Genomic DNA, 24489 nt, shown 5'->3' with positions numbered 1-24489 from the left:
TCGAGGTTCTCAGGGACGAGGCGCGGGAGCGACAGCGCCGCTCCTGGTGGCGCTTCTGGGGTTGAGCAGGGCGCTACGGTGCCTTGCGTACCAGCGCGCCGTCCATCAGCAGTCGGTCAAGCGAGGCGGCCATCGAGTCGTAGTCGAGCGTGGCGCGGAAGAGGTTCTGGTACATCAGCGCGCCCAGGTAGCCACCGAAGACGCCGTGGGCCGCCAGCTCCGTGTCCACGTCCTGGCGGAACTCGCCGGTCTTCTGCCCGTGACGGAGGATGCCGCCCAGCACCTTCGCGTACAGGCCCAGCTTCTCGCGGATGGCCTCCGCCACCCGCTCGTTCGAGTCCGCCGCTTCGGCCGCGAGCATGCCGAAGAAGATGCCGTACTCGCGATGCTGGCCCAGGAAGGAGTGCGTGCCGCGGGTGAAGGCCTGGAGTTGCTCGCGAGCGGACAGGCCGCGGTGCTCGTCGAGCAGGTCCACGAAGCCACTCAGGTAGCGCTGGTGCAGCTCCTCGATGGCCGCGAGCAGCAGGTCTTCCTTCGTGGGGAAGTGCCAGTACAGCGCTCCAGGGGTCATCCGGATGGCGCGCGCCAGGTCCGCCATCGTCGTCGCCAGGAACCCTCGCTTCGCGAACAGGGTGATGGCCGCTTCGAGGATGTCCACGCGTGTGCGCGCGGAGCGTTCCTGCTTGAGCTCTCTCTTCGCCGGTTCCTTGCTCATGGCAACGAAAACCATACCCCAGTCCCGCGGCGACACCCGGGCGTCATTCTAGCGCGTTGGCGGCTCATGGTGCCCGGAGCGCGCACCAACAGGAGTCAAGGGTTGAACCTGTGTCTGTCTTTCAGGCCGCCAGCAACGTCACCTTGACGATTTCCGGAGGAGCGCCGACACGCAGGGGCGGCCCCCAGAAGCCCGTGCCCCGGCTGACGTAGAGGTGCTTGTCGCCCTCCTCGAAGTGTCCCGCGTCGTGCTCCCAGATGGCGGACACCGCGAGCGTGAACGGAAAGAACTGTCCCCCGTGCGTATGCCCGGACAACTGCAACCCCATGCCCGCTTGCGCCGCCACGCGCCAGTTGGAGGGTTGGTGCGCGAGCAGCACCGCCGCCCGCTCCGGCTCCCTTCCCGCCACCGCCGCTTTCAAGTCATAGCCCTGCTTCGCGCCCGACAGCCCCGCCGACCAGTCATCCACGCCCACCAGGTCGAACGAGGCCCCCGCGTCTCCAATCCGCACATGGCGATTGCGCAGCACCCGCACCCCCATGCCCTCCAGTGCTCCCGCCCAGGCACCAGGGTCCCAGTAGTACTCGTGGTTTCCCGTGACGAAGTACGTGCCGTGCCGTGAGCGCAGCTCCCGCAGCGCCGCCACCGAGGGCCCCAGCGAGGCGACCTTCCCGTCCACCAGGTCTCCGGTGATGGCCACGAGGTCCGGGCGCAACGCGTTGCACCGCGCCACCAGCTCGTCCATGAACTTGCGCTGGATGACGGGGCCCACGTGGATGTCACTCAGTTGCACCAGGGTGAAGCCATCGAGCTCCCGAGGCAGTCCGGGCAGCCGCACCGCGACTTCATTCACCACCGGGGGATGGAACGCGCTCCACGTCCCGTAGCCCGTCAGGCTCCCCGACGCGAGCAGCGCGCCGCCCGCCGTGGCTCGCGCGAGGAAGTGACGCCGCGCCACATCCACTTCCGGCACCTCGGCCTGACTCGCCGCTCCAGCCGGACTCGTGGAGAGGTCCACGGAGGGCGCTTGCGTCAGCCTCCGCGACAGGGCGCGCACGCCTCCAATGGCCCACAGCGCGAACAGCAGGTACGTCGCCGCGCCCATCCACATCCACACGGCCGTGGCCACCGCGAACGTGGCGTCCATCGGCAGGAAGCGCGTCACCGACCAGGACAGTACCAGCAGTGCGCCCAGCACCGTCATCACCGCCATGCCCACCCGGCGCCATCTCCGGTCCTCCGACGTGTCCGCGAACAGGCGCCGGTACAGGTAGATGTGGACCCCCACGGTGATGAGGCTCGTGAGGACCGCGAAGATGATGAAGCGCGCCGGTGAGTCCATGGTCGTCCCAATACTCGCCCGGCCTCGACGCGCCGCAACGCATTCCTCGTGAAGAAACGTGAATCGCCCCGTGCGTGCACCCCGCCTGCCTGGCCGTGGAGGAGGCTCCCGAAAGGGTGTGACTCAGGCGTCCCGGGCGGGGTCTTCCCGTCGCGCCGTCCTCCTCCTGGTGCACGTGCCCATGCACGACGCTTCTCATCCGCCAAGGACACGAGGTATGGACGGCCGCTTCTCGCGCTGGAGGCGAAGTGATGCGGATGGACAACTTGAAGGCGGGGCAGAAGTTCCCGCTGGTCTTGGTGCTGAGCGTTCTGCTCACCGCGGGGTGCGAAGGATTTTCCACGCCCGTCGCGCCTGTCGTCCCGACGGAAGCGGTCGCCACGCGCTCGCAGGCCCTGGCGGCCGCGGCCCCCAGGTTGGCGGCGGGCGCGCAGCACTCGCTCTACGTCACGCCGCTGGGCACCGTATGGGCCTGGGGTGGCAACGCCTCCGGGCAGCTGGGCACTGGCGACAAGTCCTTCCAGCGCGTCCTCGCCGGGCAGGTACCGGGACTGAAGGACATCACCCACGTCGTGGCCGGTGATTCCCACTCCCTCGCACTGCGCTCCGACCGCACGGTGTGGACGTGGGGCAGCAACTCCTCCGGGCAGTTGGGTGACGGCACCACCGTGGACCGCGCCACGCCGCGCCAGGTCCCCGGGCTCGCCGACGTGGTGTCCGTGGCCGCCGGCGAGTTCCACTCGCTCGCGCTGCGCTCCGACGGCACCGTGTGGGCATGGGGCAGCAACTTCTACGGCCAGCTCGGGCGCGGTCACACCCAGCAGGCGCTCACTCCGGCCCCGGTCGTCGGACTGACGAATGTGGTGGCCCTCGGCGCCGGCTTCGACTTCTCCCTCGCCGTGCGCGCGGACGGCACGGTGTGGGCCTGGGGCGCCAATGCCTCCGGACAGCTGGGCGACGGCACCTTCACCCAGCGCCTGGCGCCGACGCAGGCGATGAACCTCGGGAACGTCACCGCCGTGTCCGCGGGCATCTACCACGCGCTCGCGCTGCGCTCGGACGGCACGGTGTGGGCCTGGGGTGGCAATGCCTCCAGCCAGTTGGGCGATGGCACCTGGACGGACCGCCCCACACCGATGCAGGTCGCGGGACTCTCGCGAGTGACGTCCGTGGCCGCGCAGGACGCCGGCTCGCTGGTGCGCGTCGAGGACGGCACCGTGTTCGCCTGGGGCCGCAACACGCAGGGGCAGCTCGGCGACGGCACCACCACCGACAGCAGCTCTCCCGTGCAGGTGCGGGGGCTGGGCTCGGTGACGGCGCTGGCGGCGGGGACGCAGCACGCGGTGGCGCTGCGCGCCGACGGGACGCTGTGGTCCTGGGGGAATGGGACCTCCGGCCAACTGGGCAACGGCAGCTCCGAGCGGCTGCTCTCTCCAGAGGTCGTCACACGCCTGTCCGGCGTCACCTCGGTGGCCTCGGGCAGCTTCCACTCGCTGGCCGCGCTGTCGGATGGCTCGGTGTGGGGTTGGGGGCGCAACTACTACGGGCAGCTGGGAGACGGCACCGCCGCCGAGCGTCACGCGCCGGTGCGGGTGTTGGGCCTCGGCAACGTGCGCTCCGTCACGGCGTCCGGACACCACTCGCTCGCGCTGCGCAGCGACGGCACGGTGTGGGGTTGGGGACGCAACGCGAACGGGCAACTGGGTGACGGCACCACGAAGGACCGTCTCACGCCGGTGCAGGTGGTGGGCTTGAGTGGCGTGACGTCCCTGGCCGCGGGAGGCAGCCACGTGGTGGCGCTGCGCGGTGACGGCACGGTGTGGACGTGGGGCTACAACGGCGTGGGCCAGCTGGGTGACGGCACCACGAAGGACCGCCTCACGCCGGTGCCGGTGAAGGCCCTGTCGAATGTGGTGTCCGTGGCGGCGGGGACCTACTTCTCGCTCGCGCTGCTCGCCGACGGCACGGTGAGGGCCTGGGGTGACGGCTTCGAGGGACAACTGGGAGATGGCGGCGGCGTCCAGCGCGAGTCACCGGTGCCGGTGCTGGGGCTGACGGGCGTGAGGGCCCTGGCCGCGGGCGCGGCGCATGGGTTGGCCGTGCTCGAGAGCGGCGCCGTGTGGGCATGGGGCGACAACGCGGAGGGGCAGCTGGGCGATGGCTCCTGGGTCGACCGGTTCCGCCCCGTGCAGGTGCCGGGGCTGACGGGGGTGTCCTCCGTCGCGGGAGGTCTGTACCACTCCATGGCGCTGGGCCTGGACGGAACGCTGCGCAGCTGGGGCGCCAACATGTATGGGCAGCTGGGGGATGGCGGAGTCACTTCGCGCGTGGTGCCCGGCGTGGTGCCCGGTGCCTCCGGCATCAAGCTGCTGGGTGGCAGCTACCTGCATGTGCTGGCGGTGCGCCAGGACGGCATGGCGTTGGCGTGGGGCTACAACCGCTTTGGTCAGCTCGGCATCGGGGCGGCGGGCTGGAGCGCGCTGCCCGTGCAGGTGCGCGGACTGGGGCAGGGACGGCGGCTCGCGGCGGGGAGCTCGCATTCGATGCTCGTGCGCGCCGACGGCACCGTGCTCGCGTGGGGACAGAATGCGTCGGGGCAGCTCGGAGATGGCACCGCCACCTACCGCGCATCGCCCGTGCCCACGCAGGGCCTGCCGTGCGCCCGCTCCGTGGCGACGGGAGCTCAGCACTCCCTGGCCCTCGCCTGCGACGGCACGGTGTGGACATGGGGCGCCAATCAGCGCGGGCAGCTCGGGGATGGCACCGTCAAGCCGCGCTTCCTGCCGGCGATGGTGGAGGGATTGTGGGGCGTGGTGGCCGTGGCGGCGGGGGGCGACGCCTCGATGGCCCTGCGCGTGGACGGCACGGTGTGGACGTGGGGCGCCAATGGCAGCGGGCAGCTGGGTGAAGGAGGCCTGGTGGACCGCGCCACGCCCATGGAGGTGAAGCGCTTGTCGGGCATCGCCTCCGTGGTGATGGGTGAAGCGCATGCGCTGGCGGTGGGACAGGACGGCGCGGTGTGGGCCTGGGGCGCGAACGAGAAGGGCCAGCTCGGAGACGGCACCACGACGGCGAGCACGGTGCCGCTTCGGGTGACGGGGCTCGCGGGCGCCGTGAGCGTGAGCGTCGGCCGGGCCTACTCGCTGGCGGTGCTGCACGACGGCACGGTGTGGAGCTGGGGCGCGAACAACTCCGGGCAGCTCGGGGATGGCACCAACATCCCGAGGAGCACGCCGAAGCCGGTGCTCCTGCCGACGAACATCAAGGCGGTGGCCGCGGGCCCGCACCATGTGCTGGCCGTGCGTCAGGACGGCACGGCGTGGGCCTGGGGTGACAACGGTTACGGACAGCTGGGCGACGGCACCCACTACCTGCGCTTCACGCCGGTGCAGGTGTTGGCGCTCACGCAGGTCGCGGAGGTGGCCGCGGGCGAGCAGCACTCGCTGGCGCTGCTGGACGACGAGAGCGCTCGCTCCTGGGGCAGCCACGAATACGGCCAGCTCGGCGAGGTGGAGTCGGGGCCGAGGACGGCGCCGGTGGCGGTCAAGCTTCCGACGTCGAAGGACTTCGCTCCCGTGCTGTCCCTGCGGGCCTGGTACCAGCACGCGGTGGCGCTCCTCGAGGATGGCACCGTGCAGACGTGGGGCGGCAATGGCTACGGGCAGCTCGGCGACGGCACCATCGAGAGCCAGGCCATGCCCACCACGGTGCAGGGGCTGCCGAAGATGCAGGCGGTCTCTCCTGGCGCGTGGCACACGCTGGCGCTGGCCGAGGACGGCACGGTGTGGGCGTGGGGCAACAACGTCTTCGGGCAACTGGGTGACGGCACCACCACGCCGCGCCCGCGGCCCGTCCAGGTGGTGGGGCTCGACAAGGTGGTGGCCCTGTCCGCGGGCAGCTACCACTCGCTGGCGGTGCGGGAGGACGGCTCCGTGTGGAGCTGGGGTTACAACGTCTTCGGGCAGCTCGGCGACGGCACGCTGGTGGCGCGTCAGGTCCCCACGCGCATGGTGGGGATGGAGGGCGCGGTGGCGGTATCGGGCGGTGAGCACCACACGCTGGTGTTGCGCTCGGACGGGACGCTCTGGGCTTGTGGCCACAACGCGCATGGGCAGTTGGGCGAGGGGACGGCCACCAACCGCACCTCACCCTTCCAGGTGCTGGGGCTCGAAGGGGTGAAGTCCGCGCAGGCGGGGGGCTACCATTCCGTGGCGCTGCGCGACGACGGCACCGTCTGGACCTGGGGCAGCAACGACCATGGCCAGCTGGGAGATGGAGGGTTGTCCACGCGCATCTTCGCCTCGCCGGTTCCGGGACTGGCGGGCGTGGTGTCGCTGGGCGTCGGGGCCAGCCACACCTTCGCCGTGGGCTCCGAGGTCTGGGCCTGGGGGCGCAACTCGCACGGACAGCTCGGCACCGGAGACGGCTCCCCGCGACTGGAGCCGACGCGGGTGAAGGGCCTTCGAGGCGCGAACTCCGTCTCCGCCGGCACGGACTTCTCCGTCGCGCTCGACGGTGAAGGGACGGCGTTGAGCTGGGGCACCAACTTCCACGGGACGCTGGGCGTGGGTGTGCCAGGTCAGCGTGCCGTGCCGGGGGCCGTGGCACTGCCCTGAGGCCGCGCTTGTTTCCGGGGCGATGACGGCACAACTGTCTTCGCCCCGGTGCACCGGGTTCGGCGCCGCTCAGAGTCGCAGTCCGGCACCCAGTCGCTTGACGAGCGGGCCGAGCTCGTCGCGGTCCAGGCCCATCTCCATCAGCTCCAGGCGCCGCAGCTTCGGCAGCGCCTTGGCGGTGCGGAACGCGAGCGCGCCCTCTTCGCTCAGGTCGTTCTGCGACAGCTCCAGACGTTCGAGGCCGGTGAGGCCCTTGCTCTTCGCGAGCGCCTCCGCGGCCTCGTCGCTCAGCTCGTTGCGGTTGAGCGTCAGCCACTGGAGCGCGCCCAGGCCCTTCGCGCCCGCGAGCGTCGCCACGCCCTCGTCGGACAGGCCGGAGCCGGACAGATAGAGCCGCTCCCACACGAGGGTCGCCTTCGCGAGCACCTCCGCGCTCGTGTCCGTCAGCGCGCCGCTGGAGAAGCTGACGGAGCGCAGCGCGGGCAGGGCCTTGCTCTCCACCAGGGCACGGACCGAGGTGTCCTTCGCGCCCGCGAGCACCAGGCCCGACAGGTGTCCGGCCCGAGGTGAGGCCGCGAGGGCCTTCGTCGCCGCATCGACGCCGGAGCCCTCCAGGCGCAGCCAGCGGACCTGGGAGAACCAGGGTTGCTCGGCGGCGTGCTCCAGGCCCTTGCCGTCGCGCGTGTCCACGCACAGCCGGGATACGGGCTCCAGCGCGAACAGCTCCGGGCCGTGCTTCGCGAGCCGGTCCTCCGCGAGACTCAGCTCCTCGATGAAGCCCCGGTGGTAGCGCGGCTCATGCACCTTCGCGTCGCGCAGGGGCTTGAGCCAGGCGCGGCCATTCGCGTCCATCAGTTCCCGCACGCGCGACTGGAGCGAGCGGCGTCGAGCCGGGTCCATGCGGCCGGGCAGGGCGAGCTGCACGCGGATGAACTCGGCGCGCGCGGCATCCACGGTTTGAAGTGCATCCGCGCACGCCAGCCTCGGCGCGTCGTTGGTGGGGTCCGCCACCACCTTCGCCAGCAGTGCATCGAGGTCGCTCATGAGGTCAGCAGCTCCTTCACCTCGCGCTGCCAGCGCGCGCCCAGCTCCGGATGCACCATGCGCACGTAGGCGGCGTAACCCTCCAGCCAGGCCGGGAAGTTGGGGCGGCCTCGCGCCTGGGACTCCACGCCGTGCTTGCGGCAGTTGGCGAGGATGGCCTTGAATCGGCGGCGGTCCTCGCGAGGGATGGCCACCCGTTGGTTGACGGTGAGGCCCGTCACCCGCTGGCGTCCTCCCTGGCGCATGACGCGGCGCTTGGCGCCGTTCTCGGAGAAGCCCTCCTGCTGGAGGATGGCGTTCACCCACCAGAGGAAGCGGCCGAGCCGCTCCGGAGGACTGGCGAAGGAGAAGGACAGGTCATCCGCATAGCGGGTGTAGGAGGCGCCCGCCTTCTTCGCGAGCGCGTGCAGGCGCGCGTCCATGCGGCGGCAGACGAGGTTGGCGATGGCGGGCGAGGTGGGCGCGCCCTGGGGAAGCACGCCGGGCCACACCACGGTGCCGTCCGGGAGCCTGGGGCGCCAGGTGGTGAGGCCCGCGAGGGTGGAGGACACCTCGTCGTTGTAGCCGTGGGCCTCGAAGAAGCCCTTCACCCGGCGGTAGTGCACCGTGGGGAAGAAGTCCTCCAGGTCCACGCGCACCACGACGTGGGCGCCGACATGTGCCTCGGCGTTCGTCACCGTGGAGCGGCCGGGCACGAAGCCATGCACGGCGGGGTGCGTGGGCAGGTGCGCGAGCAGTCCCTCGAGCAGGGCGCGCTGCGCGGCCTTGAGCTTCGCGCGGGGCGCGCAGATGCGGCGCACGCCGCCGGAGCGTTTGGGCGTCTCGAACTCCACGTAGCCGGAGCCCTCGCCGGAGCCTGGGCGCATCAGCGCGTCCAGCTCCGCGACGTCCACGCCCACCAGCTTCGCCACGTCCTCGCGGGATTGCAGCGGGGGCAGGTTCTCGGTGGCGGAGGGCTTGCGCTTCACCTCGTCGTCGCGCAGCCCCGGGTAGAGGCCGAAGAGCCAGCCCGTGGGGTTCCAGCCTCCCACGGACCTGGGGCTCGGGCGCCTCGGCGGCTCTACGCGGCTGTCGGGAAGCGACACGTCCGCGAGGCCCAGCTTGCGCACGGCGGCGCGCGCGGCGGAGGCCACGCGGGAGTCAGCGTCCTTCACCCGGCGGCGCAGATGTCCGGCGGCGGCGACGCGGGGAAAGAGCAGGGGGATGAGGCGCACGGCCTGGAGGCGCTCGCGGGGGTCCACGCTGCCCAGGCGCCGCGCGACGGTCTCACTCCAGTGGCGGCTGACGTAGAAGCGGGCCACTTCGTATTCGGCGAGGCCCTGGTGACGCTCCAGCAGCTCGGCGATGCGGCTGAAGTGCGCCTCCGGGTCCTCCATCAAGGGCTTGAGCTCGAGGAGGAGTGAGACCAGGTCCATTCAGCGCTCCAGGGCCACCGGTGCGGTGGGAACCACGAGCTCCTGGGGACGCCGCCACCTGCACGGCAGAGGCGGACGAGGTCGGGGAAGCCCGCCAGGCGGACCTCGTACCGCGTCGTCCTTCAATGGGTGTCATCGGCAGCCGCGACGTGACATCGCGGACGAAAGGCTGGCTGCACGCGGCCCCAGGAGCGGAGCGAAGCTCACCACATCCTTCACGTTGAAGGAAGGTCGTCGAACTCCGCGGGCCCATCTTCTTCCAGCAGTGCGAGCAGGGCTTCCCGAGGCCCTCCGGGCGCCCGACGCACCAGGGTGTCGAGCTGTCGCCCTTGTGCGCGCACGCGCTCGCCGTGGGCGCGCATGGCGGACAGGGCATCTGGCTCCATCCAAGGGCGGGACAGCACGTCGAGGTTGTGCAGCAGCTCGCGGCGGTTGCGTGGCGCGGTGAGGCTCGCGCTGACGCCGGGTTGGGAGAGCGAGTAGCGGTAGCAGTCCACCGCGGAGGGGAGGGTGGTGTCTTGAGGCGCGCCGGGGACGGGGCGCAGGAGTCGGCCGTAGCAGGTGGTGGTGAAGGTGAGCACGCCGGTGCCCTGGCGCTGGGCCTCGGGGAGGAGCGCGGCCTCGGCGCCCGGGTGCGCGGCGCTGTGGCGGGTCATCACGACGGGCCAGGGCTGTCGCGCGAGTGCATCGCGGGCGAGGTCTCGCAGGTGCGTGGAGAAGCCGAAGGCGCGCAGTTTGCCTTCGGTGCGCAGGCGCTCCAGGGCGGAGTAGTCCTCGTCGGAGAGTCGCTCGGGGGCGCGGACCCAGAAGAGGAGGAAGACGTCGAGCCAGGAGGTGCGCAGGCGCCGCAGCGCGGACTCCACGTCGCGACGGATGGCGGCCGGGCCCGAGTGGTACGTGCCCGCGACGATGACGGAGCGTTCGCGAGGGCCGCGACCGCTGCGCAGGAACTGGGTCAGCGCGGCGTAGCGGGGTTCCCAGAAGAACGTGTTGATGCCGGCTTCGTACGCCTCGAAGAAGGGCTCGCGCGTGGTGAGGTGCGCGCCCGAGAGGACGAGTGGCGAGACGTTCAGGCCCGTGCGTCCCAGGGGGCGGGACGAGGCTCGCGGTGGATGCGCTGGGCGCGGGGACGGGGTGGTTCGCTGACGCGGGGTGGAGGTGGGGCGGAGACGCGCGAGTTCGGGCTCGGCGGTGAAGAGCGCATCGGGGAAGGTGAGGGACAGCGCTTGCAGGTGGGTGACGACGCGAGAGGGCTCGGCGTGGGCGAGCAGGGCGTCACGGAGCCGGGCGAAGGCGTTCTTATCCGCGCGGCGCAAGCGCCAGGTCCATGCGGCGATGCGCAGATCCGTGTCGCTCTCGGTGGCGGACTGGCGTGGTGGCACTGCCTGTCGCGTGTCGAGTGGCCCCGGTGGCGCGGTGGGTGCATCGGTGGCCGGCAATCCCAGCAAGGACTCCAGTCGTGCATCGAGTGTGTCGCAGTCTTCCAGCGGAGAGGCCGCCGCCGTGCGGACCATCAGCTCGGTGTCGCGCGACAGGCGCAGCAGGGCGCGCAGCTCCGCGTCACCGTTCTCGGGTCGGAGTTGCTCGGCGGCGCGGGCTCGTATCCACGGGTCGGGAGAGAGGGCGCAGCCGAGCGCGAGGGTGGACTGGAACAAAGGGTCCTCCACTGCGAGCGCGCGCCCGTGCGAGAGGGCGAGCTGCAACGCCATGCGCCGCACGCTCGGGTCTGAGTCCGCGAGGCAGACCCGAGCAGCGCTGTCGACGTCCAGCACTGCGGCGCGCAGCCATGGGTCCTCGTGGGACTCGGCGTGCTGACGCTCGGTCTCCGTGAGCCAATCCAGGGACGCGAGGGCTTGCAGTGCCACCGCGCGCACGGAGGGGTCCTCGTCTTGAGAGGCGTGGAGGAGTGGCTCGGAGGCTTCCAGGTACGCGGCGGCTGTCGCGACGGCCCGCCGCTCTCGGGGAGAGGTGGCGCGCGGAGCGAAGGCCACCAGCGCCGAGGCGAAGTCGTGGACGGCGGCGGTGGATCGGGGCCGGCGCTCCCATGCGCCGATGACCTCTGCGCGCACGGCGGTGTCCTCGTCGTCGAGAGCCTTCAACACGAGGCCGCGACTGTCCGGGTCGAATACGAGCGCGGAGAGCGCCGCACGGCGGATGGCGGCCGCGGGGTGACTCGCCAGCGCGCGCACCCGAACAAGGAGTGTCTCGTGCCCCTGCTTCACCGCGACACGCGCGGCCCAGGCCAGCGAGCCCGGACGAGGGAGCGCCGCGAGGACGCGGGTCGCGAGGTCGACCTCGTCCACGTTGAGGCGCTCCAGCAGCGCGCGAGCCTCGTCCTGTGCATGTGGTACGCGCGGCTCGTCCAGCCAGTGCATCGCGAGGCGCAGCGCTTCCGGGTCCTTGCGCTCGAGGAGTCGCCGACGAGCGAGAACGCGAAGAGGCTCGTGCGGATCTCCCAGCCACTCCACCAGCTCCCGCGCGGAGAGGGACCCTGCGGGGCGAGCCTCCAGTCTCGCGGTGGTGACCGCCGGGTCCTCATTCGTGAGTCTCGCTTCCATATCGTCGACGTGTGATCCCTCTGTCCGAGGGGTCGCCATCATGGTTCCATTTGCTTCAAACGGAAGAGGCCCCACTTCACCCGAGGCCACTGCACGCCACTCACCCTCCAGCCACACCACCGCCGAACGCATCGGTCCTTGATCCCTCGCCTCCGCCGCCCTCCGCACCTGGTGCCGCAGTTCCTCGTTCTCCGCTCCCAGCCACGTCAGGGCCTGCACTGCTGCATGACGCACTCGCCAGAACGGGTCCTCCAGCGCCGCGAGCAACACCCCTACCGCACCCGAGCCCGCGACGGAGGCCGACGCACGCACCATCGCTCGGCGAACCCACCATACTGATTCCCGCCGCACCGCTCGCTCCGCGTGAGGCAGCAGCGCTTCCACTCCCAGCCGAGCCAGCGCGCGCCACGCCCTGTCCCGCACCTTCGGCATCGCATCGCCGAGCGCTTCGAGCAGTGCGAAAGCAAAGCGCGCATCCCTCGCATCCCCGAGCCGCCGTGCGGCGACGGCGCGTACCTCCGCATCTTCATCCGTGAGAAGGGCCTGTCTTAGCGCATAGCGTCCCACCAACTCCGAGGCCGCGACCGCACCGACGGCCTCGCGCCGCACCGTGACATCCTCGTCGAGCAATTGAAATGGCGAGGTGAATGGTGCTTTCATTAGGGGCTTCGCTGTAGTGCTTTAGTGCTTTTTTATGAGCTAGTTCTTTTGATGCGTTTGATGAGTTGAGCGAGCAGATTGTTTAGTTTGCCTTGGCTGGGTGCGTCAGTGTGGCTTGGCATGGATGGTTGAGGTGGCTCTGGGCTTGAAAGGTGCGGTTCTTCCTGTGGTTGGGAGGAAGGCCCTGCTTGCTCTGGTTTGCGTTCGAGTTCCCATCTGACCGATGACATTACGGTGTGATAGACGTTAAACATGAAGGAGTAGAGATCTATGACGATAAACCAGAACCAACTGCCCAGTACGACAAAGCCCATGCGTGAGATGATTTGCTTTGTCGTGTCGTGCCATGCGCTCGGAAGTGTGCCGATGGCAAATGAGGCGACACCGTTAGGCTCACCAAGCAGGCGAATGATGAGGCAGAATCCAATGAATCCAACATAAAGCGCGAACACGCGCATGAAGCTCAGGTAGATGTACTTGATGAACGGAAGGGTTGTTTTGGGTTCGCGATGTCTGGCCAGGGTGATAGTGAATGTGCTCGTGTTCATTGTTGCGAAAATAGTGAATCCAGCGAGCACGAAGCCAATTACTTGGGACGAGAAGCTTAGTCCGTCGCTAGCCCATCCGCGTACTGACGTTATGATGCCTTTGTACCCCCACCCTTCGATGGTTGCTGTTCCAATGGCGTATGCCGTGAGGACGGTGATGATAGAGTATTTGAGCCAAGCAGTTTGGGTTGATTTGGGTAGGGCATTTGAGGATCGATAGAGTTCCCAGAGGTTCTTCTCTTGCGTGAGTTCTTCTGGATTGGGCTCAGTCGGAAGAGGCACTGTCGTCTTCCTCTATGCGGACGGTTTGCCAATTGTTTGTTTGGGCGATTCTTTGGGCTTGTGTGTCGATGGCGGTTGCGTGAGGAGGTTTTTCGATCGGATGGCCGTTCGTGAGATTCTCGAATTCCATGAATAGTTTTTTGGCAATGCTCACTAGTCCTGTTGGGATGGTGCTGATGTATGTTTTGATGCTGAACTTTTCGTTGTCTCCGCTGATTTTCTTGCCGGCCTCGTTGGTTCCAGTGACGCTTACGCGGGCATTGGCTTGTTTGCTGGCGGCAGCGAGGTAGTTCTTTGTTCCGGACGCAGAGAGTCCATCAGGGCTTTTCTGTGTGATTGTGGTTTGTTTTGATTTGATTCGCTCCTGCTCCTGGCGTGCCATTCCGAAGAATGGATTGATGTCGATTTCGCTGTTTGGGCGGATTAGTCGAACCTCGACGCTCTTGATTTTTTCGAATAGCTCGACAAATTCCGAGATGGAACCTTCGTGTGGAATGGGGATAATATGTACATCGGGCTGGGGGTTTTCGGCCTGTAGCTTCCGAAGGCTTATTTTGTCTTTCTTGGGGCGCCGCGCTGTGTATTCCCGGTGGATGATTTTTTGCGTGGTGGTTTTTATTAGCCAACTTAGGGTTTTTTCTAATTGAGAAAGTGGGGGAGCGTGTGCGGTCTCGTGTAGGTATATTAGTTTGTGGTTATTGAGGATTAAGAGGAATACTGCTGATGGGGCTGAGTCAAGTATTTGGGGGTCGGCAATTAAGCCTTCGGATTCGTTGTAGTATTGTGCTCGCTTCAATTTTGTGGTTTTGATGAATCGCGCTGTTATGGCTTGGTATTCTTTGTTGTTGTGTTGAATCGTTAGGCCTTTGCACTCGTTGATGAAGAATGCTGAGTCTCCATGGGTTCGCCTAAGGGTGTTGTCCGTGAGGGCGGGCCATATTGTTGGACTGAATAGGTCAATGAGCTCTTTGTCGTCGGTTCGGATGATGGCGTTTGCGAATTCAACCGTGTGGCGTGCCATGGTGGTTCCCTGAGGGTGTCGGTAGGTTTAGTGCGAGTGCTTTGGGGGGCAGGCCTGCTGGATCTCGTTGGAATGTCTGAAGATGAGTTCGTTGGGCATGGCGGCGTCATGATTGCTGGTTGTTTGCTTGTGACGCTAGCTTCCAGCGAGCAATGTGGTGGTTTATAATGCGGACATGCCCGACATGCTGGCCATCATCAGCAAGGCGATTTTCGAGAAGGAGGCCGCTGGCCTCTCACCCGGCCAGGTGTTGCCGACGGACCGCTACCGCAGCCAGAGCAGGCACCTGTCCCCGCTCGAAGACGGTGGACGCCTCTTCCTCGTCACGGTGCGCCCGCCCAACGAGTCCCTCTGGCTCGTCGCCGTGCTGGAGGGCCTGTCCTCCGATGACGAGGGCTGGGTCGGTCGGAAGAACCGCATCCCCATCACCGACGTCACGTCCGCCATCCCCACGCTGCGCTTCGAATCCGGCAAGGGCCTCCAGGCCGCGAAGGGCGCGCTGGGCATGTCCCTCCAGACTCCGCGCATCCTCACCGCGACGGACGCGGAGCTCCTGCTCGCGAGCGCGGGAGGTGGCCCCATCAACTTCACCGCGCATCAGGAGCACTCCGCGCTGCCCTGCCTGTGCAAGCAGTGCTTCCCCCGAAGCCCCGAGCGCGCGGAGGCCCAGGGCATGCGCTTCGTCCGCGCCCAGGTGGAGACGAGCGGCCGGCTGCTCTACTACTGGCTGCCCGAGGAACTCGCCGGTGACTCACGCGCCGTTGCCCAGGCCGTTCGAGGCGCGCTCATCGGGCGGCTCGGCGCCTGACACACGTCCACCATCTCCATGGGCGACTCACCCATGGCGCGAACGGTGGTGGACCGTCAGTGGGAAGCTACGGCTTGCTCGGGCCCGCGTCCGACGTGGACAGCTCGGAGCCGATCTGCTGCCACTCCTGGGCGTAGGCGCCCCGGGTGAAGGTGCGCAGGTCGTCGCTCGTCACGGTGCCTCGCGCCATCGCGGTGTCGAGCGCGCGGACGACGGCGGCGCGGTGCGGCTGCTCCACGTAGGGATTGCCCTCGCGGAACACCTCGCCAAACAGCGACTCCAGCCGGCCGTCCTGCTTCAGCCGCTCCACGATTCGCGCCTGCGAGGCGGGCTCGTCCGCGTGCGCATGCAGCATCGCGGAGGCGAGACCACCCTGGGCGTCGGCATCGGGGAACTCGGAGAGCAGCTCCAGCTCCGCGTCCGCTCCGGCGATGGCCGAAGCCTCCGAGGCGGCGGGCGCCAGCGCGGCGTTGATGGCCGGCGTGGCGCGCGGCGTCGGACGGCGGTCCGGCTCGAAGTCGCTGCGTCCCTGGAACGGCCTCACCGCCTGATGTGCTGGGAGGTCCTTTTTTCCGGGGCTCTGCTGCGCGCCCTTGGAGGCGGAGTCCGGCCGCTCCGTGCTGGAGCGCTCCGAGACGGAGCTCTTCGGCGAGGACGAACGGTTGCCACCATCAATGCGCGACATGAGTGCGCTCCAGGAAGACTGCGAGCCGGTGCGGGCATGGCTCCGGGAAGTCTCAAGGAAGTTATCGGACGCCCCCGGCGCCAGTTGCGTCCAGTGCAAAGGTGAGGTGGCACACGCGCGAGTGCAGCGCTGATGACCGCCAGAAGACACTTGAAGAAGCACAGCAACTACCGGCGCTTGGCCGCGGGCCGCGGGGGAAACAGCCACTCCAGCCCACGCACCACGTCATCCCGCCAGGCCGGGTAATTGTGCCCGCCGCTGTACTCCCGGTACTCGACCCGGTGTCCCGTGGCCTTCAGCAGGGGCCCCAGTCGCTGGTTGCCCTCCAGGAGCACCTCGAAGCGCCCGCAGCTCATCCACACCTCCAGCGGGCGCCGGGGCACGTGCCGCGCCAGATCGAACACGACGAACTCGTGGTTTTCCACGATGAACGCCCCCGACTGCGACAGCACCCGCCCGAAGGTCTCCGGCGCGCGCAGCCCGATGAAGAGCGACATCAGCCCGCCCAGCGACGAGCCCAGCACCCCGTGCACCCCCGGGTTGTGTCTTTCGTCCACCAACGAAAGGTGTTCCCGCGCCAGGGGCAGCACCTTCCACAGCAGTAGGGCCACGGTGTACTCGCTGCACGCGTACTCCACGCCGCGCGTCAGGCCGCCGTTGGAGACGAGCGCGAGGGCGACGGGTTGCACGCGGCCGTCGGCGACCAGCGTGTCCACCAGCTCCGGAAGGCGCACGCGGCGCAGGTAGTCGTCTCCGTCGAGCACGACGAGGAGCGGCACCGGCTCTCGCGTCGGCGGGGCGTACAGGTGCACGGTGCGCTGTCCATCCAGGCCCACGTCGGACATGTCCACGCGGTGGCGGGTGACGCGGCCGCGCGGCACGCCCCGGGGGCGTCGCAGGGGCAGCGAGGGCCCGCCGTCGGGCATGTAGAAGGCGTGGTTGACGTCGCCGAAGCCGTTGTCGGAGACGCGGGTGTTGAAGTCGTCCTTCAGCCGTTGGCCGTGCGCATCGAAGAGGGCGTATTCGACATAGGCGTCGCGGGGCAGCGCCAGCGAGCGCGTCCACAGGCCGGGGGCCACGCGCTCCAGCGCAAGCGGCTCGCCCCTCCAGTCCTGGAAGTCACCCTGGACGAAGACGGGGCCTCGCCCACGCCACACGAAGGTGGCCGTGTCTCCGATGATGACGGGCGTCCCCTCGGCGCGCGCTCTTGCTTCCAGCTCCTTGGCGTCCATCCCGTGTCGCTCCCTGGTGGGTCCAGGGAGCGCGTTCTAGCGCGAGACGGCCACGCGGGCGCGCGCCGTGCTCCGGAGTGTGTGGTGGCCCCGGAGCGCGGGTGGACTCAGCCGACGTTGTCGCGGTGGCGGGCCTGGATGTCACCCGGGAGCGGCTTGCCGGGGACGTGCAGGGGGCCCAGGTCCTCCGCGAGACCGCCGAGCCCTCGCGGGGCGTTCTTGGTCAACGTCAGGATTTCGGCGACCTCGGCCGGGTCCTTCGCGTTGGCGAGCTTCTGGACGAACTCGAACTGGTTCGTCGCCATCTTTCCCGAGTGGCTCTCCCACCGGGACTTGAAGTCGCGGGCGCGATCGGCGAGCTCGGTGAGCTGGTCTCCGGAGAACGTCAGCTCGATGTCCTTCTTCTTGTCGAAGTCGTGCTGGTCGACGTTGTACTGCTGCGCGAACGTGTACTCGGCGCCGCCGGACAGGCCCTCCATGAACATCTTGTATTCGAACTTGTCCTTGTCGAAGACCTCCTTGCCGTCCTTGTCGAAGCTGCGCTTGTAGTCGAGCCGCGTGCCGTCCGCGTCCTGGGTCTCCAGCACCGTGTCCCGCGAGCCATCACCCTTGGTGGTGATGGTGATGCTGCCGCCGTTCTCGGGGACGGCCTGGAACTCCTTGCTGAGGGGGCCCAGCTCCAGCTTCACCTTGGCGTCCGAGGAGAGCTCCAGCTTGTCGACGGTGGCGGAGTCGGAGACGCCCGCGCCGTCCTTCTCCGGCAGCTGCTTCGTCTTCGCGAACTGCTCGAAGGCGTCCTTGCCCTCCTTCGTGTTCACGTCGAACGTGGCGGTGCGCATCTTGTAGTCGGTCAGCTCGGTGCTCCCGTTGAGGGAGACCGTGGCGCCCGCCGCGCCGACGCTGACGGAGGCCCCGCTCTTGATGAGGTCGGTGGGGCCCGCCGTCACGGTGACCTGGCCCTTGTCATCCTTCGAGGTCTCGAAGGAGACGCCACGGCCCTTCTGGATTTCCTCGCCCAGGCCCAGGTCGACGCCCTTCACGTCCACGCTGCCGTTGTAGGAGAAGCCCTTGAGCTCGGCGGCGTCCATCTTCACCGAGGCGCCGTTCGGAATCGTCTCCGGCTTGAGCGGATGCGGCGGAGCGATTTTGCCCTGCTTCAGCTTCTCGAAGTCCTCGTCCTTCATCTTCACTTCGTACGTCTGGGTGTTCGCGCGGGAGACGCCGCCGCCCACGGTCACCTTCTTCATGTCCAGCTCGGCGTTCGCGCCCACCGACATCTCCGCGGAGAGCTCCACGGTGGTGTAGCCGTCCGCCTTCTTGACCTTCTTGTCGAGCTCCGCGCTGAACTCCAGGCCCACCGAGCCGTTCTTTCCCACCGGCACCGTGAGGGGCGGAAGGGGGAGGGAGCCGGTGGGGGCGTTGGCGGCGTCGGGGGCCTGCGAGGGAATGGTCGGGTCGGCGACCATCATCTTCCGCAGTTCGGGCGACACCTTCCCGTCGCTCAGCGCCTGGGCCCGCTCGGGGGAGCCTGCCTCGGTGGCCAGAATCTTCGCGGCGGTGGTGCCCGGGATGGAGCCGGCCTCGGAGTAGTGCGGCTGCTCCTTGAGGTAGCTCTTCATGTCCTCGTAGCTCTTGCCGTTGCTCGGGTCGAGCACGCGCTCACCCTGCCGCACGACGACGTGGCCCGCCTGGCCCTCGGCGCCCGTGCGCGAGTCCTTGAGGAACACCAGGTCCGAGCGGCCCTGCAGCTCCGGCGAGCTCTTGCTGACGAAGTCCGCCGCCTTGTCCAGGCAGTTGACCTTGCCGTCCTGGCTGTTCTCCGTGAACAGCGAGGTCGCCGGCGCGGAGCCCTTTCCATCCAGGTTCAGCGTGTTCTTCGCGCCCGCGGCCTCGAAGGTCGACTCGTCCTTCTTGGCTTCCTGCGCCTGGCGCGCGGCCTCGGCGGCCTGACGCGCGGCCTCGGCGGCCTGGCGCGCTGCTTCCGCTGCACGGCGCGCCGCCTCTTCCGCCGCGCGTCGAGCCGCTGCCTCCGCCGCGCGTTGTGCCGCTTCGGACGAACCACCACTGCCTACTCGTTCCACAGTCATCGTCGACTCCTCGAGCCTGAAGGGGGGTGTGGGAAGGCTCAAGTCATGTTGTCTTCTGAATTCTCAGGAGTCGATGTCTGAAGTTGCGCGAGCGCTCCCCTCGGTTCGAGGATGCTTGAAACACACACATCGGGTACATGTGTGCAAGGCGTCAGGTGAAGGCTCGGTGCGAACAAGCGTTCATGCGAGCAGGTGTTTCAGCGCGGCCTCCAGCTCCGGGAAGCGGAAGGTGAAGCCCGACTCCCGCGCGCGCTCGGGCAGCACCCGCTGGCCCTCCAGGACGACCTTCGCCATCTCCCCCATGGCCGCCTTCACCACGAACGCGGGGATGTGCATCACCGAAGGGCGGCCCAGCGCATGTCCCAGCGCATGGGCGAAGGCCGCGTTCGTCACGGGCTCCGGGGCCGTCGCGTTCACCGGGCCGTCTTCCAGGGTCGCGTGCTCCAGCGCGAAGCGCAGCAGCGCCTGGGCGTCCTCGCGGTGAATCCAGCTCACGTACTGCCGGCCGCTGCCCACCGGTCCCCCCGCGCCCATGCGAAAGGGGGGCAGCATCTTGTGCAGCGCGCCGCCGTCCGGGTGCAGCACCACGCCCATCCGCAGCACCACCGTGCCGATGCCCGCCCCGCGCGCGCCCCACGCCTCCGCTTCCCAATCCACACACACGCGCGCCAGGAAGTCGTCCCCCGGCGGGCTCTGCTCCGTCAGCGGCTCCGCTTCGCGCGTGCCTCCGTAGTAGCCAATGGCCGACGTGGACACGAAGCGCTTCACCGTGCCCGCAGCCTTCATCGCCTCCACCAGCGTGCGAGTGCCCTGCACCCGGCTGTCATGGATGCGCTGCTTCGCATCCCGGCTCCACCGCTGCGCCACCGGCTCGCCGGCCAGATGGATGACCGCGTCCGCGCCCGCCAGCGCCTCCGGAGCCAGCGCCGTCCGCCCGTCGAAGGGCGCCCCCGTCACTCCCGGAGGCAGCTTCTCCAGCGCCCGGGCCACGTCCCGCGTCAGCACATGCACGCCATGGCCCTGGCTCAACAAACCCTGGACAAGCCCCGTGCCGAGAAAGCCCGTGGCACCGGTGACGGCCACCTTCATGGCGCGGCCTCCGGGGCCTTGGGGGCCGCGGGCGTGTTGAGGTCCACCCCCACCAACTGGCTGAGCGCGGAGAAGAACGCCACCTGCTCCTCCGGTTTCATCTTCCCGGAATGCCGGTAGACCAGGGCGCCCTGGGCATCCAGGAGGAGGATGTTGGAGGTCTTCATTGGCAGGCCCCAGGGCGGCGCGCCCAGCGTCCCGTCCATATCCACCAGGATGGGCACGCCCACCTTCTTCTCCTCGTCCCGCACGTAGGACAGCGCAATCTGCCGAGCGGGAAAGAAGTCGAACTTCCTCAGATTCGCCACCGCCACCACCCAGGCGGAGCCCAAGAGATTCCGCTCCTTGCCGCGCGCGAAGAGCTCTTCCTTCATCCCCGCGTTGAGCGTCGTGGAGTCCTTGTCCTCATAAAACATAATTACCGGTTTTCCGCGCCAACGAGAGAGGCGGACCTCATCTCCGCTGGAACTCCGTAACGTGGCGTCGAGCGGGCCGTCTGCTGGGCTGGAAGCCAACGCGCCCTGCGTGAGCAGGGCCGCCGCCAGTGTGCTTGTGATCCACATCCTCATGAGGTGACCCCCGGTGGACAAGGTTCTTACAAACCCTGTACATAGCCTTGACAAGCCCTCGACGCAAACGCTACGTCTGGGGGGCAGGAACGTCCTGAATCTGGAGGATCACCCCATGGCACTCCCGCGTCCCGCTGCGCAGCCGTTGCCGGGCGAGGTCCCCCTGGAGCAGGCGTGGCTGGGGCTGGTGCACGCGGAGGTGGAGGCGTCGCTGTCGGAGCTGTTCGAGCTGCCGGACGAGGCGGGCCTGGACCCGCGGTGGACGCGGGCGCTGGAGGAGGCGCGGCTGTACGCGCTGCGGCCCGCGAAGCGGGTGCGGCCGGCGCTGGTGATGGCGGGGCACTGTCTGGCGAAGGGCACGCCAGTGGTGCCCTCGGAGCTGTGGCGCTTCGCCGCGGGGCTGGAGCTGCTCCACACCTTCCTCCTGATTCATGACGACGTGGCGGACCGCGCGGTGCTGCGGCGCGGGAGCGCGGCGTTGCACCACCTGCTGGCGCCGGGCCGGACGGGCGAGGACCTGGCGGTGGTGGTGGGCGACCACCTCTTCGCGCGAGCGCTGGAGGCGATGCTGGAGTCGGAGCTGCCGGGCGTGGCGAAGGTCGTCCGCTACTACCTGTCGGTGTGCCGGCACACGGCGGCGGGCCAGTACCTGGACCTGTCGCTGGAGCGCGCGCCGCTGTCGGAGGTGTCGCTGTTCCAGGTGCTGCGCGTGGCCTATCTCAAGACGGCGCGCTACGGCTTCTGCGCGCCGCTGGTGTGTGGCGCGATGCTGGGCGGCGCGAGCCCCGCGCTGCTGGAGGGGTTGGAGCGCGTGGGCCGCCAGGTGGGGCTCGCCTATCAGCTCCGCGATGACCTCATCGGCCTCTTCGGTGACTCCAGCGTGGCGGGCAAGTCGTCGGATGGCGACTTCACCCAAGGCAAGCGGACCTTCCCGGTGCTCGCGGCCTTCGCGCGCGCCACGCCCGAGGGACGTGAGGAGCTGGAGGCGCTCTGGGCCCTGCCGGAGTGTGAGAAGGACACGGTGGCCCTGGCGCGTGCTCGCGCCTTGGTGGAGGCGCATGGCGGCCGTGCCGCGTGCGAGCGGATGGTGGAGCGCGCCTCTCGCGCGGCTCGCCGCACCCTCCAGTCGTTGCCCAACCCCAACGGCGTGAGGGATTTGATGGACGCCCTCATCGCGCGGCTCGCGCATCGCGCGGCCTGAGGAACACATGAGCCCGCGGACACAAGGCAGACGTGTGGTGGTGGTGGGCGCCGGTGTTGGAGGTCTGGCCGCCGCGGCGCGACTGGCGCACCAGGGCTTCGACGTCCAGGTCGTCGAGAAGACGGTGGGACCCGGAGGGCGCTGCAACCGGCTGCGGGTGGATGGCTTCTCCTGGGACATCGGTCCCACCATCGTGCTGATGCCGGAGGTGTTCGAGGAGACCTTCCGCGCGCTCGGCCGCCGAATCGAGGACTACCTGACGTTGCTCAAGTGCGACCCGAACTACCGGGTGCACTTCCGGGACGGCTCGGACGTGACGTTCACCTCCGAGCTGTGCGCCATGGGGCGCGAGCTGGAGCGGGTGGAGCCCGGCAGCTACGCGCGCTACCTCGCCTTCCTGGCCCAGGGGCGTGTCCAGTACCGCACCAGCCTGGACCATCTGGTGGGCCGCAACTACGCGGGCATCACCGACTACCTGTCCCCGCGCGTGCTGGCCCGCATCTTCCAGGTGCGCGCCCACCGGCGCATGTACCCGGACGTCAGCCGCTTCTTCCGCGATGACCGGCTGCGCGCGGCGATGACCTTCCAGACGATGTACCTGGGCGTGTCGCCCTTCGAGTCGCCCGCCGTCTACGGCCTGCTGCCCTTCACCGAGCTGGGCGTGGGCATCTGGTTTCCCAAGGGAGGGCTGTACGCCATTCCGCAGGCGCTGGAGCGGGTGGCCATCGAGGAGGGTGTGCGCTTCCATTACGGCACGCCGGTGGAGCGCATCCTCACGGACGGGGGCCGCACCACCGGAGTCCGACTGGAGGGCGGCGAGGTGCTGGAGGCGGATGCGGTGCTGTGCAACGCGGACCTGCCCTACGCGTACGAGAAGCTGCTGGACCCCCAGGCCACCACGCTCAAGCGCCGCGAGTCGCTGCGCTACACCTCCAGCGGCTACATGCTCTACCTGGGCATGCGCCGGAAAATCCCGGGGATGTTGCATCACAATGTCATCTTCGGCCGCGACTACCGGGGCTCGTTCGAGGACATCTTCAAGCGCTTCCGCGTGCCGGAGGACCCGAGCTTCTACGTGAATGCGCCCACGCGCACGGACGCGTCGCTGGCGCCCGAGGGCAAGGACTCGCTCTACGTGCTGGTGCCCGTGCCGCACCAGCACCCGTCGCTGGACTGGAAGACGGAGGGGCCGGCGCTGCGCGCGAAGGTCCTCGCGCGGCTGGCGGAGCTGGGCTTCCCGCGCCTGGAGTCGGACATCGAGGTGGAGCGCGTCTTCACGCCGGACGACTGGGCGGGGACCTTCAACCTGGCGCGAGGCAGTGCCTTCGGCCTGGCGCAGAACTTCCTCCAGATTGGTCCGTTCCGTCCGGCCAACCAGGACGCGAAGGTGAAGAACCTCTTCTTCGTCGGGGCCTCCACGCAGCCGGGCACGGGGCTGCCCACGGTGCTCATCTCCGCGCGGCTCGTCGCCGAGCGACTGGGAGACTGGGCGCGACAGCAGGGCGTGAAGCTGGCGCCGCGCGCGGCCCCGGTGAAGGTGGCGGAGGCGGCATGAGCGTGTCCGACGAAAGGGCGCTGGTGCGCCGGGGGTACTGGCTGGCCCGGCGGGTGACGCGTCACCACGCCAAGAGCTTCTTCTTCGCCTCCTATCTGTTGTTCGGCCAGCGTCGGAAAGCGGCGTTCGCGCTGTATGCGTTCTGCCGACGGCTGGATGACCTGGTGGATGAGGCCGGCTCCGGGATGGAGGAGTTGTCCGTGCGACTGGGGCGGGCGCGGCGCATGGTGGCGGAGCTGTATGTGCCCATGCCGGAGCTGGCGTCGCGGGAGCTGGGGCCGCCGGGTGGGCGGTTGGAGGGCGTGGCGGCGCGCTCGCCGTGGGACGCGGGAGAGTTCGCCGCGCTGGCGCATACGGTGCGCCACTACCGGATTCCGGAGCAGCCCTTCCAGGACCTCATCTCCGGCATGGAGATGGACCTGACGAAGCACCGCTACGACACGTGGGAGGAATTGGACCTCTACTGCTACCGCGTAGCGGGCGTGGTGGGGCTGATGCTGACGCCGGTGCTGGGGTGCTCGGACGAGGGCGCGCTGCAGCCGGCGGCGGACCTGGGCCGGGGCATGCAGCTCACCAACATCCTGCGCGACGTGCGCGAGGACCTGGAGCGGGGGCGGGTGTATCTGCCCTCCCAGGAGCTGGCGTCCTTCGGGTTGTCGGAGGACGACTTGCGGCAGGGGAAGGTGGACGCGCGGTGGCGTGACTTCATGCGCTTCCAGGTGGAGCGCGCGCGGACGTACTACGCGCGCGCGGCGCAGGGCGTGCCGTCGCTCACGGGCTTTGGCAGTCAGCGGATGGTGCGGCTGATGGGCGCCATCTACGGCGACATTCTCCGTGACATCGAGGCGCGCGACTACGACGTGTTCAGCGCGCGGGCGTATGTGACGACGCGCCGCAAGCTGTCGCTGGCCGCCGCGGCCTTCATCCGACCCAAGTCCGTGTTGCCCTCGCTTCCGGGCGAGCCGCGAGTGCCACTGCTGCCGAGCGAAGTGGGGGGACAACGCCATGGGTGATGCGTGTGCGAAGGCCGGATCGAGGTCGCTTGAGCGCGAGTGCGCGAGT

17 protein-coding genes are annotated in these 24489 nt (G+C 68.7%); 5 read left to right on the top strand and 12 right to left on the bottom strand.

Annotation, left to right across the window (positions count from 1 at the left end; translation table 11 throughout):
* Positions 1 to 73: 73 nt before the first annotated feature.
* Together HUA75_RS31480 and HUA75_RS31475 are read right to left on the bottom strand one after the other, a co-directional pair.
* Positions 74 to 715 (bottom strand): TetR/AcrR family transcriptional regulator, encoded by a 642-nt coding sequence (locus HUA75_RS31480; RefSeq protein ID WP_174488491.1) that lies wholly within the window; start codon positions 713 to 715, stop codon positions 74 to 76.
* A 121-nt stretch (positions 716 to 836) separates the two neighbouring features.
* Positions 837 to 2057 carry a metallophosphoesterase gene (locus HUA75_RS31475; protein WP_141640940.1) on the bottom strand — a complete coding sequence of 407 codons (1221 nt, stop codon included), beginning with the start codon at positions 2055 to 2057 and terminating at the stop codon, positions 837 to 839.
* Positions 2058 to 2308: 251 nt separating this feature from the next.
* On the opposite strand from HUA75_RS31475, the gene HUA75_RS31470 reads away from it, so the two are divergent.
* Positions 2309 to 6673, top strand: a complete 4365-nt coding sequence (locus HUA75_RS31470; protein ID WP_174488490.1) for a chromosome condensation regulator RCC1 — start codon at positions 2309 to 2311, stop codon at positions 6671 to 6673.
* Between the two features lie 69 nt (positions 6674 to 6742).
* Here HUA75_RS31470 and HUA75_RS31465 read toward each other — a convergent pair whose 3' ends face one another.
* The 5 genes from HUA75_RS31465 to HUA75_RS31445 all read right to left on the bottom strand — a co-directional run bounded on the left by HUA75_RS31465 (position 6743) and on the right by HUA75_RS31445 (position 14201).
* The gene (locus HUA75_RS31465) at positions 6743 to 7717 is read right to left on the bottom strand and encodes a TIGR02996 domain-containing protein (RefSeq protein ID WP_141640938.1); all 975 of its coding nucleotides are present in this window, start codon (positions 7715 to 7717) and stop codon (positions 6743 to 6745) included.
* Positions 7714 to 9132, bottom strand: a complete 1419-nt coding sequence (locus tag HUA75_RS31460) for a reverse transcriptase family protein (protein WP_174488489.1) — start codon at positions 9130 to 9132, stop codon at positions 7714 to 7716. Before HUA75_RS31460 ends, HUA75_RS31465 begins: the two co-directional genes overlap by 4 nt.
* A 215-nt stretch (positions 9133 to 9347) precedes the next feature.
* Complete coding sequence (locus HUA75_RS31455; protein ID WP_174488488.1) at positions 9348 to 12350, bottom strand: aldo/keto reductase; 3003 nt, start codon at positions 12348 to 12350, stop codon at positions 9348 to 9350.
* Positions 12351 to 12382: 32 nt separating this feature from the next.
* Positions 12383 to 13180 (bottom strand): hypothetical protein, encoded by a 798-nt coding sequence (locus tag HUA75_RS31450; RefSeq protein WP_174488487.1) that lies wholly within the window; start codon positions 13178 to 13180, stop codon positions 12383 to 12385.
* Complete coding sequence (locus HUA75_RS31445; RefSeq protein WP_174488486.1) at positions 13164 to 14201, bottom strand: hypothetical protein; 1038 nt, start codon at positions 14199 to 14201, stop codon at positions 13164 to 13166. The genes HUA75_RS31450 and HUA75_RS31445 overlap by 17 nt, the downstream gene beginning before the upstream one ends.
* Before the next feature lie 175 nt (positions 14202 to 14376).
* Between HUA75_RS31445 and HUA75_RS31440 the strand changes: the two genes are divergently transcribed.
* Entirely contained in the window at positions 14377 to 15009 is a 633-nt protein-coding gene (locus HUA75_RS31440) for a hypothetical protein (protein WP_174488485.1), read from the top strand.
* Positions 15010 to 15076: 67 nt separating this feature from the next.
* Here the strand turns inward: HUA75_RS31440 and HUA75_RS31435 are convergent, their stop codons facing one another.
* The 5 genes from HUA75_RS31435 to HUA75_RS31415 all read right to left on the bottom strand — a co-directional run bounded on the left by HUA75_RS31435 (position 15077) and on the right by HUA75_RS31415 (position 20518).
* Positions 15077 to 15694 (bottom strand): hypothetical protein, encoded by a 618-nt coding sequence (locus HUA75_RS31435; protein WP_141640934.1) that lies wholly within the window; start codon positions 15692 to 15694, stop codon positions 15077 to 15079.
* 167 nt (positions 15695 to 15861) lie between these two features.
* Positions 15862 to 16926: an esterase family protein gene (locus tag HUA75_RS31430; RefSeq protein WP_174488484.1), complete on the bottom strand. Its 1065-nt coding sequence runs from the start codon at positions 16924 to 16926 to the stop codon at positions 15862 to 15864.
* A gap of 107 nt (positions 16927 to 17033) precedes the next feature.
* Entirely contained in the window at positions 17034 to 19013 is a 1980-nt protein-coding gene (locus tag HUA75_RS31425; RefSeq protein ID WP_174488483.1) for a hypothetical protein, read from the bottom strand.
* Positions 19014 to 19193: 180 nt separating this feature from the next.
* A complete protein-coding gene (locus HUA75_RS31420; protein WP_174488482.1) occupies positions 19194 to 20102 on the bottom strand; it encodes a TIGR01777 family oxidoreductase in 909 nt (302 codons plus the stop codon).
* Positions 20099 to 20518 carry a hypothetical protein gene (locus tag HUA75_RS31415; protein ID WP_254627859.1) on the bottom strand — a complete coding sequence of 140 codons (420 nt, stop codon included), beginning with the start codon at positions 20516 to 20518 and terminating at the stop codon, positions 20099 to 20101. The genes HUA75_RS31420 and HUA75_RS31415 overlap by 4 nt, the downstream gene beginning before the upstream one ends.
* 268 nt (positions 20519 to 20786) lie before the next feature.
* On the opposite strand from HUA75_RS31415, the gene HUA75_RS31410 reads away from it, so the two are divergent.
* From HUA75_RS31410 to HUA75_RS31400, 3 genes are read left to right on the top strand one after another with little or no spacing between them, the layout of a single operon-like run.
* On the top strand, positions 20787 to 21872 hold the full coding sequence (locus tag HUA75_RS31410) for a polyprenyl synthetase family protein (protein ID WP_174488480.1): 1086 nt from the start codon (positions 20787 to 20789) through the stop codon (positions 21870 to 21872).
* Between the two features lie 7 nt (positions 21873 to 21879).
* Positions 21880 to 23427: an NAD(P)/FAD-dependent oxidoreductase gene (locus tag HUA75_RS31405; protein WP_174488479.1), complete on the top strand. Its 1548-nt coding sequence runs from the start codon at positions 21880 to 21882 to the stop codon at positions 23425 to 23427.
* The gene (locus HUA75_RS31400) at positions 23424 to 24440 is read left to right on the top strand and encodes a phytoene/squalene synthase family protein (RefSeq protein ID WP_174488478.1); all 1017 of its coding nucleotides are present in this window, start codon (positions 23424 to 23426) and stop codon (positions 24438 to 24440) included. Before HUA75_RS31405 ends, HUA75_RS31400 begins: the two co-directional genes overlap by 4 nt.
* Positions 24441 to 24489 lie beyond the last annotated feature (49 nt).

Source organism: Myxococcus sp. CA040A (genome assembly GCF_013336725.1).
Taxonomy (GTDB): domain Bacteria; phylum Myxococcota; class Myxococcia; order Myxococcales; family Myxococcaceae; genus Myxococcus; species Myxococcus llanfairpwllgwyngyllgogerychwyrndrobwllllantysiliogogogochensis.
Note: the sequence above shows the minus strand (reverse complement) of the source record. Positions and strands in the feature narration are given on the sequence as shown.

Coding starts and splice junctions, on each gene's coding strand:
- HUA75_RS31480 (WP_174488491.1), bottom strand. CDS start 715: ATGAGCAAGGAACCGGCGAAGAGAGAGCTCAAGCAGGAACGCTCCGCG.
- HUA75_RS31475 (WP_141640940.1), bottom strand. CDS start 2,057: ATGGACTCACCGGCGCGCTTCATCATCTTCGCGGTCCTCACGAGCCTC.
- HUA75_RS31470 (WP_174488490.1), top strand. CDS start 2,309: ATGCGGATGGACAACTTGAAGGCGGGGCAGAAGTTCCCGCTGGTCTTG.
- HUA75_RS31465 (WP_141640938.1), bottom strand. CDS start 7,717: ATGAGCGACCTCGATGCACTGCTGGCGAAGGTGGTGGCGGACCCCACC.
- HUA75_RS31460 (WP_174488489.1), bottom strand. CDS start 9,132: ATGGACCTGGTCTCACTCCTCCTCGAGCTCAAGCCCTTGATGGAGGAC.
- HUA75_RS31455 (WP_174488488.1), bottom strand. CDS start 12,350: ATGAAAGCACCATTCACCTCGCCATTTCAATTGCTCGACGAGGATGTC.
- HUA75_RS31445 (WP_174488486.1), bottom strand. CDS start 14,201: ATGGCACGCCACACGGTTGAATTCGCAAACGCCATCATCCGAACCGAC.
- HUA75_RS31440 (WP_174488485.1), top strand. CDS start 14,377: ATGCCCGACATGCTGGCCATCATCAGCAAGGCGATTTTCGAGAAGGAG.
- HUA75_RS31435 (WP_141640934.1), bottom strand. CDS start 15,694: ATGTCGCGCATTGATGGTGGCAACCGTTCGTCCTCGCCGAAGAGCTCC.
- HUA75_RS31430 (WP_174488484.1), bottom strand. CDS start 16,926: ATGGACGCCAAGGAGCTGGAAGCAAGAGCGCGCGCCGAGGGGACGCCC.
- HUA75_RS31425 (WP_174488483.1), bottom strand. CDS start 19,013: ATGACTGTGGAACGAGTAGGCAGTGGTGGTTCGTCCGAAGCGGCACAA.
- HUA75_RS31420 (WP_174488482.1), bottom strand. CDS start 20,102: ATGAAGGTGGCCGTCACCGGTGCCACGGGCTTTCTCGGCACGGGGCTT.
- HUA75_RS31415 (WP_254627859.1), bottom strand. CDS start 20,518: ATGTTTTATGAGGACAAGGACTCCACGACGCTCAACGCGGGGATGAAG.
- HUA75_RS31410 (WP_174488480.1), top strand. CDS start 20,787: ATGGCACTCCCGCGTCCCGCTGCGCAGCCGTTGCCGGGCGAGGTCCCC.
- HUA75_RS31405 (WP_174488479.1), top strand. CDS start 21,880: ATGAGCCCGCGGACACAAGGCAGACGTGTGGTGGTGGTGGGCGCCGGT.
- HUA75_RS31400 (WP_174488478.1), top strand. CDS start 23,424: ATGAGCGTGTCCGACGAAAGGGCGCTGGTGCGCCGGGGGTACTGGCTG.